Here is a 14,303-nt window from a genome sequence, read left to right on the forward strand (position 1 = left end):
ACTTCGGGGCTTTTTTGTATCAGCTATTTAGAAAAAGAATAAAGGTTGGCAATGACTAACATATTAAAGCTTCCGAGAGGGCGTACGCTTAATCTTGAAAAGCCCGTTATTATGGGAATATTAAATGTAACGCCTGACTCATTTTCTGACGGCGGGCAGTTTTTAGACCCCGAAATAGCGCTAAAGCGCGCAATGCAATTGTTAGAGGATGGTGCGCAAATTTTAGATATTGGGGGGGAGTCTACCCGCCCCGGCGCGCCAGATGTGAGTTTAAAAGATGAACTTGCCCGAGTAATTCCTGCTATTAAAGCGATACGTGAGTACAGTGATTGCGTTATTTCAATTGATACTAGTAAAGCGCAAGTTATGGAGCAAGCAATACTCGCTGGGGCCGATATAGTCAATGATGTAAGAGCTCTACAAGAAATAAACGCCTTAGAAACGGTTACGCAGTATGAAGATGTAGCAATTTGTTTAATGCATATGCAAGGGCAACCTCGCAGTATGCAGTGCGCACCTCATTACGACAATCTGTTTGCAGATATAAATATGTTTTTTAGTGAACGTATTAAAGCATGTGAAACAGCAGGAATTAAGTTTGAGCGACTTATTCTAGACCCTGGTTTTGGATTTGGAAAAACACTTAGTCATAACTATCAAATATTGGCTAAGTTTGATGATTTTAACAAATTAGGTTTGCCATTATTGGCCGGATTATCTCGTAAGTCGATGATAGGTAATTTATTAAACAGAAATACAAATGAACGGTTAGCGGGCAGCTTAGCTGGTGCGTTAATCGCAGCGCAAAATGGCGCAAAAATTATTCGTGTACATGACGTAAAAGAAACCGCAGATGTACTTGGTGTATATCAAGCCTGCGAACAAGGAATTTCACAATGAAAGAAAGAAAATATTTTGGTACTGATGGCGTACGTGGTTTAGTAGGTACAGCTCCTATCAATCCTGAGTTTGCAATGAAGTTGGGTTGGGCTGCAGGACGCGTATTATCTCAAAGTGGTACTAAAAAAGTCATCATAGGTAAAGATACGCGTATTTCTGGCTACATGCTTGAAACCGCACTTGAGGCTGGTTTAATTGCCGCTGGTATTGATGTTGTATTACTGGGTCCAATGCCGACACCTGCAGTTGCGTATTTAGCGCAAACATTTCGTGCAGAGGCAGGAATAGTAATTAGTGCCTCACATAACCCTTATTATGATAATGGTATTAAGTTTTTCAATGGGCAGGGTCTAAAGCTTGACGATGAAGTAGAGCTTCAAATTGAAGCGATGCTTGATGAGCAAATGACATGTGTTGCTTCAGATAAATTAGGTAAAGCTTCGCGTTTAGTTAGTGCAGACGGCCGTTATATAGAGTTTTGTAAGAGCCAGTTCCCCCAAGGTTTGTCTTTAGAAGGGCTTAAAATTGTTGTCGATTGCGCAAATGGCGCTACATACCATATAGCTCCTTCTGTCATGCGCGAACTTGGCGCTGAAGTTATAACACATGCATGTGAGCCTAATGGCGTTAATATAAATCATGAATGTGGCGCTACTCATGTAGATACTCTTAAACGCAAAGTGCTTGAATTTAAAGCTGACGTAGGTATTGCATACGATGGGGATGGGGATCGTGTAATGATGGTTGATCATAATGGTCGTGTATTTGACGGTGACGATTTAGTTTATATTATTGCTTGCCAAGCTGCCGAAGATGATATGTTGGGTGGAGGTGTAGTTGGCACTGTAATGTCTAACATGGGTCTTGAAAATGCTTTAAAAGCGAAAGGTATCGAGTTTGCTCGCAGTAAAGTGGGTGACCGCTATGTAATGGAATTACTACAGCAAAAAGGCTGGAAAATTGGCGGTGAAAGCTCAGGCCATGTATTAAATTTAGATTTAATTAGCACGGGTGATGGCATTATATCAAGTTTGCAAGTACTTGCAGCTATGGTTGCACAAAACCGTACACTACAAGATTTGGGTGCCGGTTTTACTAAATATCCAATGAAAATGATTAACGTGCGTTATACCGCAGGAACAGATCCGACAAAAGCGCCAGAGGTACTTTCAGCTGTAGCAGAAGTTGAGCTTGCTTTAGGCGACAAAGGACGAGTTTTACTGCGCAAATCAGGCACTGAACCTGTGGTTCGTGTTATGGTTGAAGCCGAGCAAGAAAAAATTGTAATAGACAGCGCTCAAAAAATTGCAGCTGTTGTAGAATCTATGAGCAAACAGACTGATTAATAACAATAACCTCTTGTAACTTTGGGCGAGAAAAGTTAATATCTCGCCCGCTTTCTAATGTGGAGTGGAAAATGGCAATACGCAAGGCGATGGTCGCAGGCAACTGGAAAATGAATGGTTCGTTAGAGCTAGTTAAACAAATGTCTGATGCTATTAACGATGTAAAATCACAAGAGATGGACATTGTTTTATTTCCTCCATTCCCACTTGTACCAGCGATGATAGCTAGTGGTGTTTCTACAGGCGCTCAAACTGTTTCTGAAAATACACCTGGTGCGTTTACCGGTGAAGTAGACGGACAGCTTCTAAAAGATTTAGGTGCAACTTACGTACTCGTTGGTCACTCTGAACGCCGCAGTATTTATAACGAAAGTAATGAAACTGTCGCTGAAAAGTTTGCTAGAGCACAAGAAGTTGGGTTAACACCAATTTTATGTGTTGGCGAAAGTGAAAGTGAGCAAGAAAACGGTCAAACCGAACAAGTAGTTGCTGCACAAATTGATGCAGTAATTGAAAAATTAGGTGTAGCAGCACTGAAAGATTCTGTGATAGCATACGAGCCCGTTTGGGCCATAGGCACAGGTAAGACTGCATCGCCAGAGCAGGCACAAACTGTTCATAAATTTATCCGTGATAAAATTGCTGCACTTGATAGCACTTTAGCACAAGGGCTTTCCATCTTATATGGTGGTAGCGTTAATGAAAAAAATAGCGAATTATTATTTGCACAAACAGATATAGATGGCGGCTTAATTGGCGGCGCAAGTCTAAAAGCAGAATCTTTTTCTGCAATCTGTAACAGTGCAAAAGGGACTGTATAAGATGTACGAAATTTTATTAGTAGTTTATTTAGTTGTGGCTTTAGCTCTAGTTGGAATGGTTTTAATTCAACAAGGTAAAGGTGCAGATATGGGTTCTTCATTTGGCGCTGGTGCATCAGGCACGGTTTTTGGTTCGTCAGGTGCTGGTAACTTTATGACAAAAACAACCACAAGCTTAGCAACAGTATTTTTTGTTTTAAGCATTGTGCTAGGTAACCTAACTGCAGGTCAAATTAAAAAGACTGACGAGTGGGAAAACCTAGAAGAAGCTCCTGCAGTGGAAACTGTAGTTCCTGTTGAAGAAGATGTTCCGGTAACATCTACGAAAGAGCAAAGCTCTGACGTACCGAACTAATTTAGCGTAATGTTATCGTTAAACGATTTATACTCCTCAAATAAATCATATGTTTAACAAATAAGCGAAAGCTTAAAAATGCGGATGTGGTGGAATTGGTAGACACGCCACCTTGAGGGGGTGGTGCTTTCGGGCGTGGGGGTTCAAGTCCCCCCATCCGCACCAAATTTAGAAACCAGTAACAGAAATGTTACTGGTTTTTTTGTGCCTGCGATTTAAATTGAGTGTTATTTGTACTTTCTTTTTTTAAAGGGCAATTAGTTATGTAGAATTTTGAATTATTTGTAAAAAAAACTAGAAATATTACAAATTTAGTTAACACTTATGAGTAATAAGCCGATAATAGATTTAGACAATAAAATAAGGTATTCACAATGGCTTCAGGCTTCTCTTTTCAAAATCTCAGCATAAGTAAAAAAATACATGCGATTACGAGTATTGCTGTCGTTGCATTTTTAGTGATTGTTCTGATCAACTATTTTGCTATGAATGATAATAGAATTGCACTTGATGAAATGGAAAAATCATCCTACAAAGTTGTTAAGTTAACATCAGCTAATGTTGGTATTTTAGAGAAGCTGGACGAACTTTACACCCAAGCCGTAACATTTGGTGAGCAAGATTTAGTCGAGAAAGCATCTGACACATACAAGCAACTTGAATTGAATATTATTGCGATAGAAAAAATAAATGCCTCTTACATTCACAGTGACACTAAAGAGCAGCTCGCAAATTACGAAAAAATATCAGCGACTATCGCAAATGGCATGGTAAATGGAACAGCAGATTTTAGTAAAATTCAACAACAAGCACAGAGGAAAACAGCGCTTTATAACGATGTCCTAGAAAAGTTTAAGGCAGCACAAGTCAAAGCTGACGATCGTTTTTTTGAACTTGTTGCAAGCACAAAGGACCGCTCTGATTACGCCCTTACGTTAATGTTAGTTGTTTCTATTGTATCGCTTATTTTATTGCTCTTTATGGCTATTTGGATAGCTAAGCGAATTGCTTCTTCGGCAAGTGATGCGGCAAATAATTTAAGCTTATTAGCAAGCGGTAAAGGCTCGCTAAGCACTAAATTGACAGTTAACTCTGAAGATGAAATAGGTCAAGTATCTATAAACTTCAACTCTTTTATTGGCATATTGAAAAAAACGGTGTTAGAAATTATCGCGGTTTGCGAACCGTTAATGGAAAACTCTACTCGCTTAGTGCAGGGGATGGAACAAGCGGAGCGTGCAACGACTAAACAAACCACTGATGCTGAGATTGTAAAGCAATCGATGGAAGAGATGAAACAGAGTGTAGGAGATATCTCTCAATCAGCTGCAAGTGCTTCTCATGCAGCGCAAACGGCTGAGAAAGAAGTTGAGCAAAGTCGAACTCAAGTACAAACATCAGTAACCGCTTCTCGTACGTTAAGTGATGAGATTAATCACGCTGCTACAACTATCAATAAATTAGCAGACGATACAAAAAATGTGTCGCAAATATTAAATGTTATTACATCAATAGCGGAGCAAACAAATTTACTAGCACTTAACGCTGCCATTGAGGCTGCCCGTGCTGGTGAGCATGGCCGAGGCTTTGCTGTTGTTGCTGATGAAGTTAGAGAGCTTGCATCGCGAACTGCTCACTCTACAAATGAGATTAGAGAGCTGTTGACTACTTTAACTGAAGCGGCTAACGAATCAGTTACTGCAATGACGACTGCAAGAGATATGGCTACAGATAATGCAACTGCAGCAGAAAAAACAGGTATTTCTATAGAGAAAATTGCAGAACAAATGTTAGAAATAAATGGAATGAACTCACAAATTGCTGCTGCCACAGAAGAGCAAACATCAGTTGCTGCTATGGTTGTAGAAAACGTGACAAACATGCACGTATCATTTGAAGATACAATGGACTCGCTAACAGCTGTGAGGGATGTAGCTAAAAACCTTCATTATCTTTCAGATAACCTATTAGATGCCACAGCTAAATTTAAAATTGAGTAATGTAACTACACCAATTCGCAGTAATGCTTATTCATTTTGAGAGGGCAGGTCAGACGCTAGCCGAGTTAAAATTTCTTATTTAGAATACTAAATAAGAAATTTTTTGCCTTGCTATCGACACCGTTTTTCTCCTTCAAAATATCTCACTTAATTGAGCGAATTGTTATTAAAGTTAAGTTATAAAAAAACCACCGATTAGGTGGTTTTTTTTATTTAATAATAGCAATTAAAAGGTAGCAATCACTTTAACTTTATCAGTTGCTTTACTGCTATCTATATAGCCGATTGAATCACCATTAGCGGCAACAAAGTCAATGACAGCTTGATCTGAATCAAACTTTTCAGGCGGTGTCCCTTTACCTGTAAAAACAAGTTTTGACCAATAGGCATTTAATTGGCTGCTCGATTTACCTACCACTTTAGAATTGAATTCATCAGCAATAGCGGTACCGTTTTGAGTTGCTGGGTTGACCTTATTGCCGTTATCAAACGACTTGGCCTTTCCTAAGTAAATTTTCTTAATAGTCTCTGCATCGAGTGCATTTGCATTCCCAGGATTTACAATTACTGCAACTTCAGCCAAAGCACCGAAAGAACATAATGAAAGCGCACTAGCTAGGATTAATTTTTTCATATTCCGCTCCAATTAAAATACTAAATCAACACCAACGGCTACTACATCCGTTTCAGTGTCAGTGATGTCATCATCAAATCGACTAAAGTCAATTTTAAATGCAGCTGAAGGGTGGAAGTCATAACGTGCGCCAATTGTGTATACGTTACTCTCTGCACGCATGCTCTCTAGGGCAAAGTTCACTGTAGTGTTTAATAAAGGAATTGATTCAAGAGTATTAAAACGTGACGAATCATGTTTATCATCATTTTTTTCATAGGTGAAGTGAACAATAACATCGTCTATACGATAACCGGCAGAGGCATAGTATTGTGATTGTTCAGCCAAAATACTTCCCTTTACTTCAAACTGTGTATATTCAGCATCAAATAAGAAGTTATCATAGTCAATAGAGAAGCCAATACCAACAAAAGTTGTTTCATCTTCGTCAGTAATAAGATCATTTGCTGTGCTCGTTAAACCGTTAGTATTAAGTACTTCAACAAGTCCAATTAAACCGCTGTCATTAGATGAAATGCTAGTGTCGGCCACAATATATGCAGCTCGTGCACTGAACCAGTCGTATGATAGGCTCAAGTTTATACCGCCTAAATTATTTAACTCAGCAGGTAAGCTATCTCCAAATACATCTATATCGCCATCAAAAGCGCCATAAAACCCTTGCAAAGTAGAGTCCCAATCTCCTAATTGATTGTTGTAAACAACACTCAAGCCTTCATAAGTCGAAAATGGGATACCGTATACTGAGCGAGGTGGACGTACCCAGCGATAAGCATAGCCAACATCCAAGAAATCTGAGTATTTATAGAAAGGAACACGCATTTTACCAGCGCTAAATTGCAGTTCATCGCTGTATTCATAAGTTACATATGCCCATTCGAATGTGGCGTCAAAGTCGTCCTCTCCACGCGCAATAATTTGAGCCGTAGCCGTTAGCTTCTCTTGAAGATCAGCAGATAGTTGTAAAGCGAACTTACTCTCATTTTTAAATGAGATATCGTCGTCATATCCGTATAAGGTTTGATCACTGTCTAGGCTTTTACCACCCACGATAGATGCAAAACCATTAATACGTACTTCAGCGCTTGCATAGCTAGATGCAAGTACAGCACATACAGCTACTGCTACAGATAGCTTTTTCATATATATTTCCTATTTGTTATTTGGATGTTGATTTCTTTATTATTATAGGTCCATAACTTCTATTTATCTAATAATTAGAATAGTTTAAGTTTTTTATTTTAATTTTAATTAGTATTATTGTTTTTTTTTATAAATTAGATGCAAATATTTTATGTTTAAAAATGTTTAGTGTCAGATTTGGGTCTCTAAATATGTGGGTAGTAACTTTTTTATTTTTGCTTATAACTTTTTAAGGTAACTGATAAGTCGTAAGTATTGTATTTATTGCTTCATAGAGCCTTTAATCTTCCACTCTATCGATTTTGAGTAAACTATTTAGTTTAAATGTTTATATTTTTGTATATCTCCCATAGTTGAAATTATCAATAAGTAAAGCTAGTCATAAGCAAATAACAACTTTCTAAACGGCAAATTTATCATAGTATCAGTCTTGTCTTAGCGAGGTCGGTCAAAGGAGATGGCGCGGATGAAGAAGGTAATATGGTTTTTGTTATGTTTCTTTGCAATGAATGCATACAGTAACGATGAAGTAAGTTTAACTTTGGTAGGTTTTATCTCACCAGTGTGCGGCTTTACTACACAAAACAATAACCTTCACTTTTCTTCAGATGGCCTCGCGAGTACAAAGCTAGTGATTAATTGCAATTCACCTATGCGAGTATCAATGCAATCTGAAAATGGTGGCCTGCGCCATCAGCAAAGTACTCAAATAAATGCTTATAACCTGAATTGGTCAATAGAGGGCGTTTCAAGCGAAGTTTCTGCAACGGCACTTGAACTTAAATCTATCTACAATTTTGATGTTGATGAGATTCTATTTAACAGCGTAGCTAAATTACAACTAAAACTAGATAAGCCTTTAATTTATGCAGGTAGTTACCAGGATGTGCTCCGCATAGAAATGACACCATCGGTTGTATCTGGTGGAGTTTGGTAAAACACTAACTATTAATTAAAACAAATATGTCACATGGATAAGGAATATTAAAATGAAAAAGTTAATCGTGTTATCAGCAATCGCAACTCTAACATCTGGCGCAGCATTTGCTGAAAATCTAAATGTAGGCGGTTCAGTGTCATCGGTTTGTGGGGTGAGCAACATCAACACTACACAATTCTTTCAAACATTGTCAGAAGGTGCTACTAAAAATGTAGGCTTTGATTTGCAGTGTAATGATGTTGATGGTGCAACAATGTCATTAACAACGTCTGAAGGGCACTTACAAAATGCTGACCATGAAGATCGTGGTGTCGGCTATACTGCCAAGTTAACTGCAGATACATTTGATTTTACGCTTTCTGCTGAGAATGGCCAAAATGATCAGTCAGAATCGCAAAGTCGTCCTGGTTCACCAACTCTTGCAGCCGGTGGCGTAGCTGGAAATATATTACTAACTGTAACACAAGCACCAGTTTATGCAGGTACTTACGCTGATACACTTATGTTGGCAATAACAGCTAACTAAGCAGCATAGTAAAAGGCAGTAGCTACTGCCTTTTACTTCATTAAGAGGGATTTTATATGCGTTATATATTTCTAATTATAGTGTTGTTAACTTCATATTCTACAGGGGCTTTTCAAGTTAAGCCAATGGTCGCGGAGCTAGAGTCTTCAGGTAGCCAATCACAGCAAACCATTCGTATATCAAACCCTTCAGACAGTCCTTTAACTATTGAGATATCTGCGTTTGATTTACTAATTGACCCTAATGGCGATGAAACATTAAAAGCAAACGACGATGACTTTTTAATTATTCCGATGACTACGATTATTCCGTCTGGGCAAAGTCAATCAGTAATTGTTCGATATATTGGGGAACCAATATTAGAAAACTCAAAAGCGTACCGTGTAGCCATTGATCAGGCATCTGTTGATTTAGAAAAGGCGGGGCAATCAGGCGTAGGTATGTCAGTTAGCTTTAGAACTTTGTTTAATGTTGTTCCCAAAGGTGCGGAGGCAAAATTATTAATTAAAAATAAACGTCAAGTAGATACAGAAACATGGAGTGTACTACTAGAGAATACTGGTAATAAATATATCCGTTTATCTCAGGCACAGTGGCTTATTAAAGGTGATGAACAACAGCTATTATTAGAAGGGGCTGAATTGAGTAAAGCATTGACTGGAAAAATTTTATTACCTAAATCTAGCCGTGAGGTTTCAATAAAAATTCCAACAAGGTTTAATGCAGCAAGCAGTGATTTAGAGGTCAATTTTTAATGCTGCGGATATGCAGTTACTTTTTTATATATGTAATTGTAATGACACCTGTTTTTGCTGTGGAAGTAACGCCTATGGTGGTTACTTTCTCTCCTGATAGTCGTTCAAATAATGCTTCTAGCTTGGTTCATAATCAATTACCAAGAGACATTGCTTTTGATATCCAAATTTACGAAATTGACTTTTCTCAAGGCACGCCTAAATTAATTTCTTTAGATGATTCTCCATTGTGGGTTTTTCCTCCATCACTATTTTTGCAACCAGGGCAAAGCCAACAGTTGCAATTTAGATGGTTAGATAAAAAACTTCCTAGTACAGATAAAAGCTATCAAGTTAGCTTGATTGAGCAGCCCATTGTAAACCAGTCTATAGATAAACAGTCACAACTAACAATGCTGTTAAATGTAAATTTAATTGTTCATTTAGACCAGCCTAGATTAGTTCCTAAACTGACTATAAAAGAGCCTCACGTTGAAGATGGCTTTATTGTCACTGAAGTATTAAATGAAGGAAAAGGGGCAGGACGATTAAGTGATTATGAAATAAAAATTACTAAAAATAAAACTCTAAGCGATCGAATTTTAAAAGATCAATTAAAAGCAAACGGATACGATGTTTTTTTTGCTCCTAATAGCACCAGTGTTATAAAAGTCCCAATTCCGCAATCTTTACAGAGAGGAAGCTTAAATCATTTACGTTTAGTGCTGGCTCGCTAGTTATGCGAGTTTTATTATGCATATTCTTATTGAGCTTTACTCAATTATGTTATTCAAAAATTAACCCGTCTAAAAGAACCATCGAACTCAGCGTTGAGGCAGAGCTGAATAAAAATGCTATTGGCAAAATAACTCTTGCAGTTGATCCAAATGATAATTTATCACTTAAATGGAGTGAAATTAAAGCTTCATTTGAACGACTTTTATTTTCAGAGGATTTTGATTCTTTAGAGTCTAAAGTTAATAAAAACATTATTGATACAAAAGCATTAGAGTTATTTGGATATAATATTTCATTCGATATGAGTGATTTTAGCTTAGCAATATCAGTACCTCTTACATTGACTCGCCCTCAACAGCTAAGTTTAAAATCAGATTCGAGGAATTTAACAGCATCTGCACCTGCTAAACTGAGTGGATTTTTTAATGCTTATTCAAGTTATTTGTATCAGCAAGATAAAGGCGAGAATACAACAGATGACCTCTTAGCTATTCGCTCTGAAATGGTAGCGAGTTGGGAAGGGTGGGTTTTAGAAAACGAAGTGGAGTATTTATCTGAAGTAGCTCCTACTTCATCAAATATTAGGCGCTTAGGTACTCGTGTAATACATGACCTACCGCTTAGTGGGCTTCGGATATCCATTGGTGATAATTATAGTTCAGGTAGTTACTTTCAATCAACAGCACGGGTACTAGGTTTGTCGCTTTCACATGATTTTTCTCTAGTTTCTGACAGGCCTATTAGGCCCAGCGCTTCACGTAGTTTTACCTTGGAGAGTCCATCCTCTGTTGAGGTATTAGTTGGCGAGCGGATAGTACAAAAACTTAATTTAGCCGCAGGTATATATTCTCTTGATGATATTCCCCTTAATGAAGGAAGTAATAATATTACTTTGAGGATTACTGATATAGCAGGAGTTGTCCGTTTTGTTGATTTTGATGTAACGACCGGTTTAGATCTTTTTGCTCAAGGGCAACTGGAGTATGAGTTTCATTTAGGCGTTCCCTCACGCTTAGGTAGTGAGCTAGATTATGATTACGACGAGCCACTAGCTAGCTTTTATCTTGATTATGGCATTACACCTAGCTGGACAGCCGGTGCGGCAGTACAAGGTGATGAGTATTCTCAGCAGATTGGTTTTAAAAATATTTATGCAGCTGCAGTTGGACAAATTGCGTTTGAAAATGCGATAAGTTTCAATGAAAAAAAAGGTCATGCTTATCGCATTGTTTATAGTAACTATAGAAATCATAGTGATAATAACACTGACATTACGGTGGGTTATGAATACTCATCAAGATATTTTACAGGTCTTGGCTATCGACCTGATTCTCAATCTAGTTCTCGCTTAAGAGAGCATTATATTCAGGCTAATTATAGTTTTTTTTGGGGAGAGAATACGCAAACATCTTTTTTTACAAGTTTATCAAGGTCATATGATGAAGCTCAATTTGATAAATCAGTTGGAGTTAGTTTTTCTGGTGAGATCGATAATAGCCAATGGAGATATAGTTTAGGTGGGCAGTGGGAGGGTCTCGCTGAAGAAAGTCAATGGGATGTAAGGTTGTCTGTCACTTATAAGTTTTCCAATACTCGGCGGGCTAAATTATCTCATCAATCTAGGCAGGATAAAACACGCTTAGAATTCTCTCAAGATAGTAATCAGCGCTATGTTGGAGCTTTGAATATAAGAGCTGGGCTTGAAAAAAATGATCAAAATGAAGCTGTTTTTGATTTAAATACTCAATATAACGCGAATCGTTTTGTTATGAACTTTGATCATGGGAGTTTTTACGAGCAATTTAATGAGGCCTCAGCTTACCATCAGAGCCGATTAAGCTTGGCATCAAGCATAGCATTTGCAGATAAGAGTTGGGCTGTTGGGAAACCCATATACGATAGCTTTGCTTTGATAGAGCCTCACTCTAGCCTCAGAGGAAAAAAGATCACCTTGGGACAATATGAGGATAACTATAGGGCTGATAATGAAGACTTCGAAACTATTTTATTAAATGATATTAGTTCATATGCCTCAACCAACGTTACAGTCGATATTGATAACTTAGAGCCGGGGTATGATATTGGTTCTGGCATAATTACCCTTTACTCACCTTATCGAACAGGTCATGCAATCACAATAGGGACTGCTGCAAACATATCAGTGATTGCGACTTTGTATGATCAACAAAAAAAACCCTTATCATTACAGGTAGGCACAGCTATTTGTTTAGATAATAGTAGTAAGAAAGAGCATACATTTTTTACGAATAAAAAAGGACGATTTGCATTAACTGGTTTAACCGCCTGTAATTATAAAATTACACTTAAGAATGCAGAAAAGTCACATTTTACGATTCAAGTATCTGAAGGTGATCAATTACAGCGCAAAGGAGCTATTTATGTACAATAAAAAAGTAAGTTTATTATTGGGTGGTTTAGCACTATTTATTTTTACGCCCTTAATTCATGCGCAATGCGCCGCTAGGTTCGATAAGATTGAACATATTTATGATGATTTTGAAAGCTACCATGCCTTACAGCAAGTAGACTCTAAGAAAGAGCTACGGATAAGCGTCACTAATGATGAAAGCTGTCAATTACAACTCGTGCTAACAAGTGAGAATCAAGCTCAGCTAAAAGGGCAATTTCAAAGTATTCCCTACGAGATGCAGAGTATACAAAGTAAGTTAGTCAGCTCATCAACTTTAAAGTTAAACTTTACTGATTCTTCGACGATATTGACATTAGTCCTACCGTCAGGAACACCAATTAAAGCAGGTATATACTCAGATAGGCTCCAAATGAAATTATATGATCAGGGGAGTAAGTTATTAGATGAGCGAGAATATAGTATTCAAGAAAATATTGCCCCTAGGACAAGTCTTTCTGTACTTGGGTATAATACATTTTCAAATACTATCAATTTGGGAGAACTAATTCCGAGTAAGGAATACACTATGTTACCTAGTTTACAAGTCGTTACTAATTCAGATGTTCAATTGTCTGTAAGTTCAGATAATAATGGTAAATTAATACATAGTCTCTATAGAGACAAATATGCAATTAATTACAGTCTAGATCTGGCTGGAAGTTGGCTTCAACTAGATAACTTATCACAACATAAATTTACATACTCAGGACAAACCGTTTATCTATTACCTTTAAAAATTCAATTAAATGATTTCGAAAGGCAAGCTGCCGGTGAGTACTCAGATACAATCAGGTTTCAAATAAGCCCGCTCAACTATTGATCTTACTTAAGTTTTTCTTACACCAAAGTAATGCCTGTTGCTTGTTTTTTACAGCGATTTTTTGATACACTTTGTGTAAATGTACACGAACTGTAGCTTCACTGATAAATAAAGTGTCTGCAATTGCGCTTGAATGTAAGCCAGAAAATAACAAGTTTAATACTTTCATTTCTTTGCAGGTTAAGTTATTTGATTGCAGCGCAGTTTGTTGTTCACTCGCTAGCATTTGTCTCATCCAACCATCAGTTACCGCACGTGGAAACCAAAGTTTTCCTTGTTCTATTGCTTCTAATCCTTGCTGCAGTAGTACTTCGTCAGTGCCTTCATAAAACAAACCTTTTAAATTAGGCCACTCTTTTAATGCCAAAACATCACCGTCTTTGGGCACGTCAAAAATAACGAGGCCTTGATGACCGTTTTTTAGCATAAACTGATTTATAAGTTCATGGTTGATAATGACGTTTAAAGCTTGATAATTGACAAGTAGGACGTTGAAGTCAGCTGCAACACAAAAAAGTGACGTGTAATTTGGGCTGGTGAAGCATGTGGGGCTTTTATTGGCTGTATTTTCAATATTCATAATATTCTATCCATAGACTACATTTTAGCACTATATTCTTATTTTTGGTTAATTTCAATGATAGCTGAACGTGTTCTAGCTCTTTTTTTATACACTTAAGTACATGTATAAGTATATTTTATGCGCTTTCTAAAATGGTATTTATGCGATTTTTTGTTTTAAAACAGTTTATTACTGAGGTAAATATCAAAGGGGTTTATTTATGATAATTCATTTAAAGCTAACAATGCTTAAATTACTGTCATTTTCTATGAATTTATTTAAATAATTTTATACATTTATTCACAATAATGTCATATAATACCTGTCCAGAGGAAAGATGCTATTTAGCGTCT

14 protein-coding genes and 1 tRNA gene are annotated in these 14,303 nt (G+C 37.3%); 12 read left to right on the forward strand and 3 right to left on the reverse strand.

The genetic code is table 11. The features are described 5' to 3' along the window. Positions 1-51: 51 nt before the first annotated feature. From folP to QMA08_RS05555, 6 genes are all read left to right on the forward strand, one after another. Positions 52-900 carry a dihydropteroate synthase gene (gene folP / locus QMA08_RS05530; protein ID WP_290173865.1) on the forward strand — a complete coding sequence of 283 codons (849 nt, stop codon included), beginning with the start codon at positions 52-54 and terminating at the stop codon, positions 898-900. Beyond that, the gene (gene glmM / locus QMA08_RS05535; RefSeq protein WP_290173866.1) at positions 897-2,246 is read left to right on the forward strand and encodes a phosphoglucosamine mutase; all 1,350 of its coding nucleotides are present in this window, start codon (positions 897-899) and stop codon (positions 2,244-2,246) included. Before folP ends, glmM begins: the two co-directional genes overlap by 4 nt. Before the next feature lie 71 nt (positions 2,247-2,317). Continuing rightward, positions 2,318-3,067, forward strand: coding sequence for a triose-phosphate isomerase (gene tpiA, locus QMA08_RS05540; protein WP_002962767.1), 750 nt, complete (start codon positions 2,318-2,320; stop codon positions 3,065-3,067). A 1-nt stretch (position 3,068) separates the two neighbouring features. Beyond that, positions 3,069-3,422, forward strand: coding sequence for a preprotein translocase subunit SecG (gene secG, locus QMA08_RS05545; RefSeq protein ID WP_290173869.1), 354 nt, complete (start codon positions 3,069-3,071; stop codon positions 3,420-3,422). Between the two features lie 80 nt (positions 3,423-3,502). Next, positions 3,503-3,587: transfer RNA gene (locus tag QMA08_RS05550), tRNA-Leu, on the forward strand. A 209-nt stretch (positions 3,588-3,796) separates the two neighbouring features. Then, positions 3,797-5,422 (forward strand): methyl-accepting chemotaxis protein, encoded by a 1,626-nt coding sequence (locus QMA08_RS05555; RefSeq protein ID WP_188161812.1) that lies wholly within the window; start codon positions 3,797-3,799, stop codon positions 5,420-5,422. 226 nt (positions 5,423-5,648) lie between these two features. Here the strand turns inward: QMA08_RS05555 and QMA08_RS05560 are convergent, their stop codons facing one another. Together QMA08_RS05560 and QMA08_RS05565 are read right to left on the reverse strand one after the other, a co-directional pair. Beyond that, positions 5,649-6,056, reverse strand: a complete 408-nt coding sequence (locus QMA08_RS05560) for a hypothetical protein (protein WP_002962772.1) — start codon at positions 6,054-6,056, stop codon at positions 5,649-5,651. Positions 6,057-6,068: 12 nt separating this feature from the next. After that, positions 6,069-7,199 (reverse strand): porin, encoded by a 1,131-nt coding sequence (locus QMA08_RS05565; protein WP_290173872.1) that lies wholly within the window; start codon positions 7,197-7,199, stop codon positions 6,069-6,071. A 466-nt stretch (positions 7,200-7,665) separates the two neighbouring features. Here QMA08_RS05565 and QMA08_RS05570 point away from each other — a divergent pair, with 466 nt between their 5' ends. Genes QMA08_RS05570 through QMA08_RS05595 form a run of 6 tightly spaced genes read left to right on the forward strand, consistent with a single transcriptional unit; the run spans position 7,666 to position 13,388 of the window. Next, positions 7,666-8,136, forward strand: a complete 471-nt coding sequence (locus tag QMA08_RS05570; RefSeq protein ID WP_290173873.1) for a hypothetical protein — start codon at positions 7,666-7,668, stop codon at positions 8,134-8,136. Between the two features lie 52 nt (positions 8,137-8,188). Further along, the gene (locus QMA08_RS05575) at positions 8,189-8,665 is read left to right on the forward strand and encodes a hypothetical protein (RefSeq protein ID WP_290173874.1); all 477 of its coding nucleotides are present in this window, start codon (positions 8,189-8,191) and stop codon (positions 8,663-8,665) included. Between the two features lie 56 nt (positions 8,666-8,721). Continuing rightward, complete coding sequence (locus tag QMA08_RS05580; protein ID WP_182673106.1) at positions 8,722-9,420, forward strand: molecular chaperone; 699 nt, start codon at positions 8,722-8,724, stop codon at positions 9,418-9,420. Positions 9,421-9,461: 41 nt separating this feature from the next. After that, positions 9,462-10,136: a hypothetical protein gene (locus QMA08_RS05585; RefSeq protein ID WP_259396093.1), complete on the forward strand. Its 675-nt coding sequence runs from the start codon at positions 9,462-9,464 to the stop codon at positions 10,134-10,136. 2 nt (positions 10,137-10,138) lie between these two features. Beyond that, positions 10,139-12,547, forward strand: a complete 2,409-nt coding sequence (locus tag QMA08_RS05590; RefSeq protein ID WP_290173876.1) for a fimbrial biogenesis outer membrane usher protein — start codon at positions 10,139-10,141, stop codon at positions 12,545-12,547. Continuing rightward, positions 12,537-13,388, forward strand: a complete 852-nt coding sequence (locus QMA08_RS05595; protein ID WP_278382941.1) for a hypothetical protein — start codon at positions 12,537-12,539, stop codon at positions 13,386-13,388. The genes QMA08_RS05590 and QMA08_RS05595 overlap by 11 nt, the downstream gene beginning before the upstream one ends. Here the strand turns inward: QMA08_RS05595 and QMA08_RS05600 are convergent. Then, positions 13,378-13,968, reverse strand: coding sequence for a LuxR C-terminal-related transcriptional regulator (locus tag QMA08_RS05600; protein ID WP_033022035.1), 591 nt, complete (start codon positions 13,966-13,968; stop codon positions 13,378-13,380). The genes QMA08_RS05595 and QMA08_RS05600 overlap by 11 nt on opposite strands. Between the last annotated feature and the right edge of the window lie 335 nt (positions 13,969-14,303).

It is taken from the genome of Pseudoalteromonas sp. APC 3355 (assembly GCF_030407615.1).
GTDB classification, from domain to species: Bacteria; Pseudomonadota; Gammaproteobacteria; order Enterobacterales; family Alteromonadaceae; genus Pseudoalteromonas; species Pseudoalteromonas distincta.

Bases quoted from the DNA above. Each gene is read 5' to 3' on its own strand.
- folP (WP_290173865.1), top strand. From the start codon at position 52: ATGACTAACATATTAAAGCTTCCGAGAGGGCGTACGCTTAATCTTGAA.
- glmM (WP_290173866.1), top strand. From the start codon at position 897: ATGAAAGAAAGAAAATATTTTGGTACTGATGGCGTACGTGGTTTAGTA.
- tpiA (WP_002962767.1), top strand. From the start codon at position 2,318: ATGGCAATACGCAAGGCGATGGTCGCAGGCAACTGGAAAATGAATGGT.
- secG (WP_290173869.1), top strand. From the start codon at position 3,069: ATGTACGAAATTTTATTAGTAGTTTATTTAGTTGTGGCTTTAGCTCTA.
- QMA08_RS05555 (WP_188161812.1), top strand. From the start codon at position 3,797: ATGGCTTCAGGCTTCTCTTTTCAAAATCTCAGCATAAGTAAAAAAATA.
- QMA08_RS05560 (WP_002962772.1), bottom strand. From the start codon at position 6,056: ATGAAAAAATTAATCCTAGCTAGTGCGCTTTCATTATGTTCTTTCGGT.
- QMA08_RS05565 (WP_290173872.1), bottom strand. From the start codon at position 7,199: ATGAAAAAGCTATCTGTAGCAGTAGCTGTATGTGCTGTACTTGCATCT.
- QMA08_RS05570 (WP_290173873.1), top strand. From the start codon at position 7,666: ATGAAGAAGGTAATATGGTTTTTGTTATGTTTCTTTGCAATGAATGCA.
- QMA08_RS05575 (WP_290173874.1), top strand. From the start codon at position 8,189: ATGAAAAAGTTAATCGTGTTATCAGCAATCGCAACTCTAACATCTGGC.
- QMA08_RS05580 (WP_182673106.1), top strand. From the start codon at position 8,722: ATGCGTTATATATTTCTAATTATAGTGTTGTTAACTTCATATTCTACA.
- QMA08_RS05585 (WP_259396093.1), top strand. From the start codon at position 9,462: ATGACACCTGTTTTTGCTGTGGAAGTAACGCCTATGGTGGTTACTTTC.
- QMA08_RS05590 (WP_290173876.1), top strand. From the start codon at position 10,139: ATGCGAGTTTTATTATGCATATTCTTATTGAGCTTTACTCAATTATGT.
- QMA08_RS05595 (WP_278382941.1), top strand. From the start codon at position 12,537: ATGTACAATAAAAAAGTAAGTTTATTATTGGGTGGTTTAGCACTATTT.
- QMA08_RS05600 (WP_033022035.1), bottom strand. From the start codon at position 13,968: ATGAATATTGAAAATACAGCCAATAAAAGCCCCACATGCTTCACCAGC.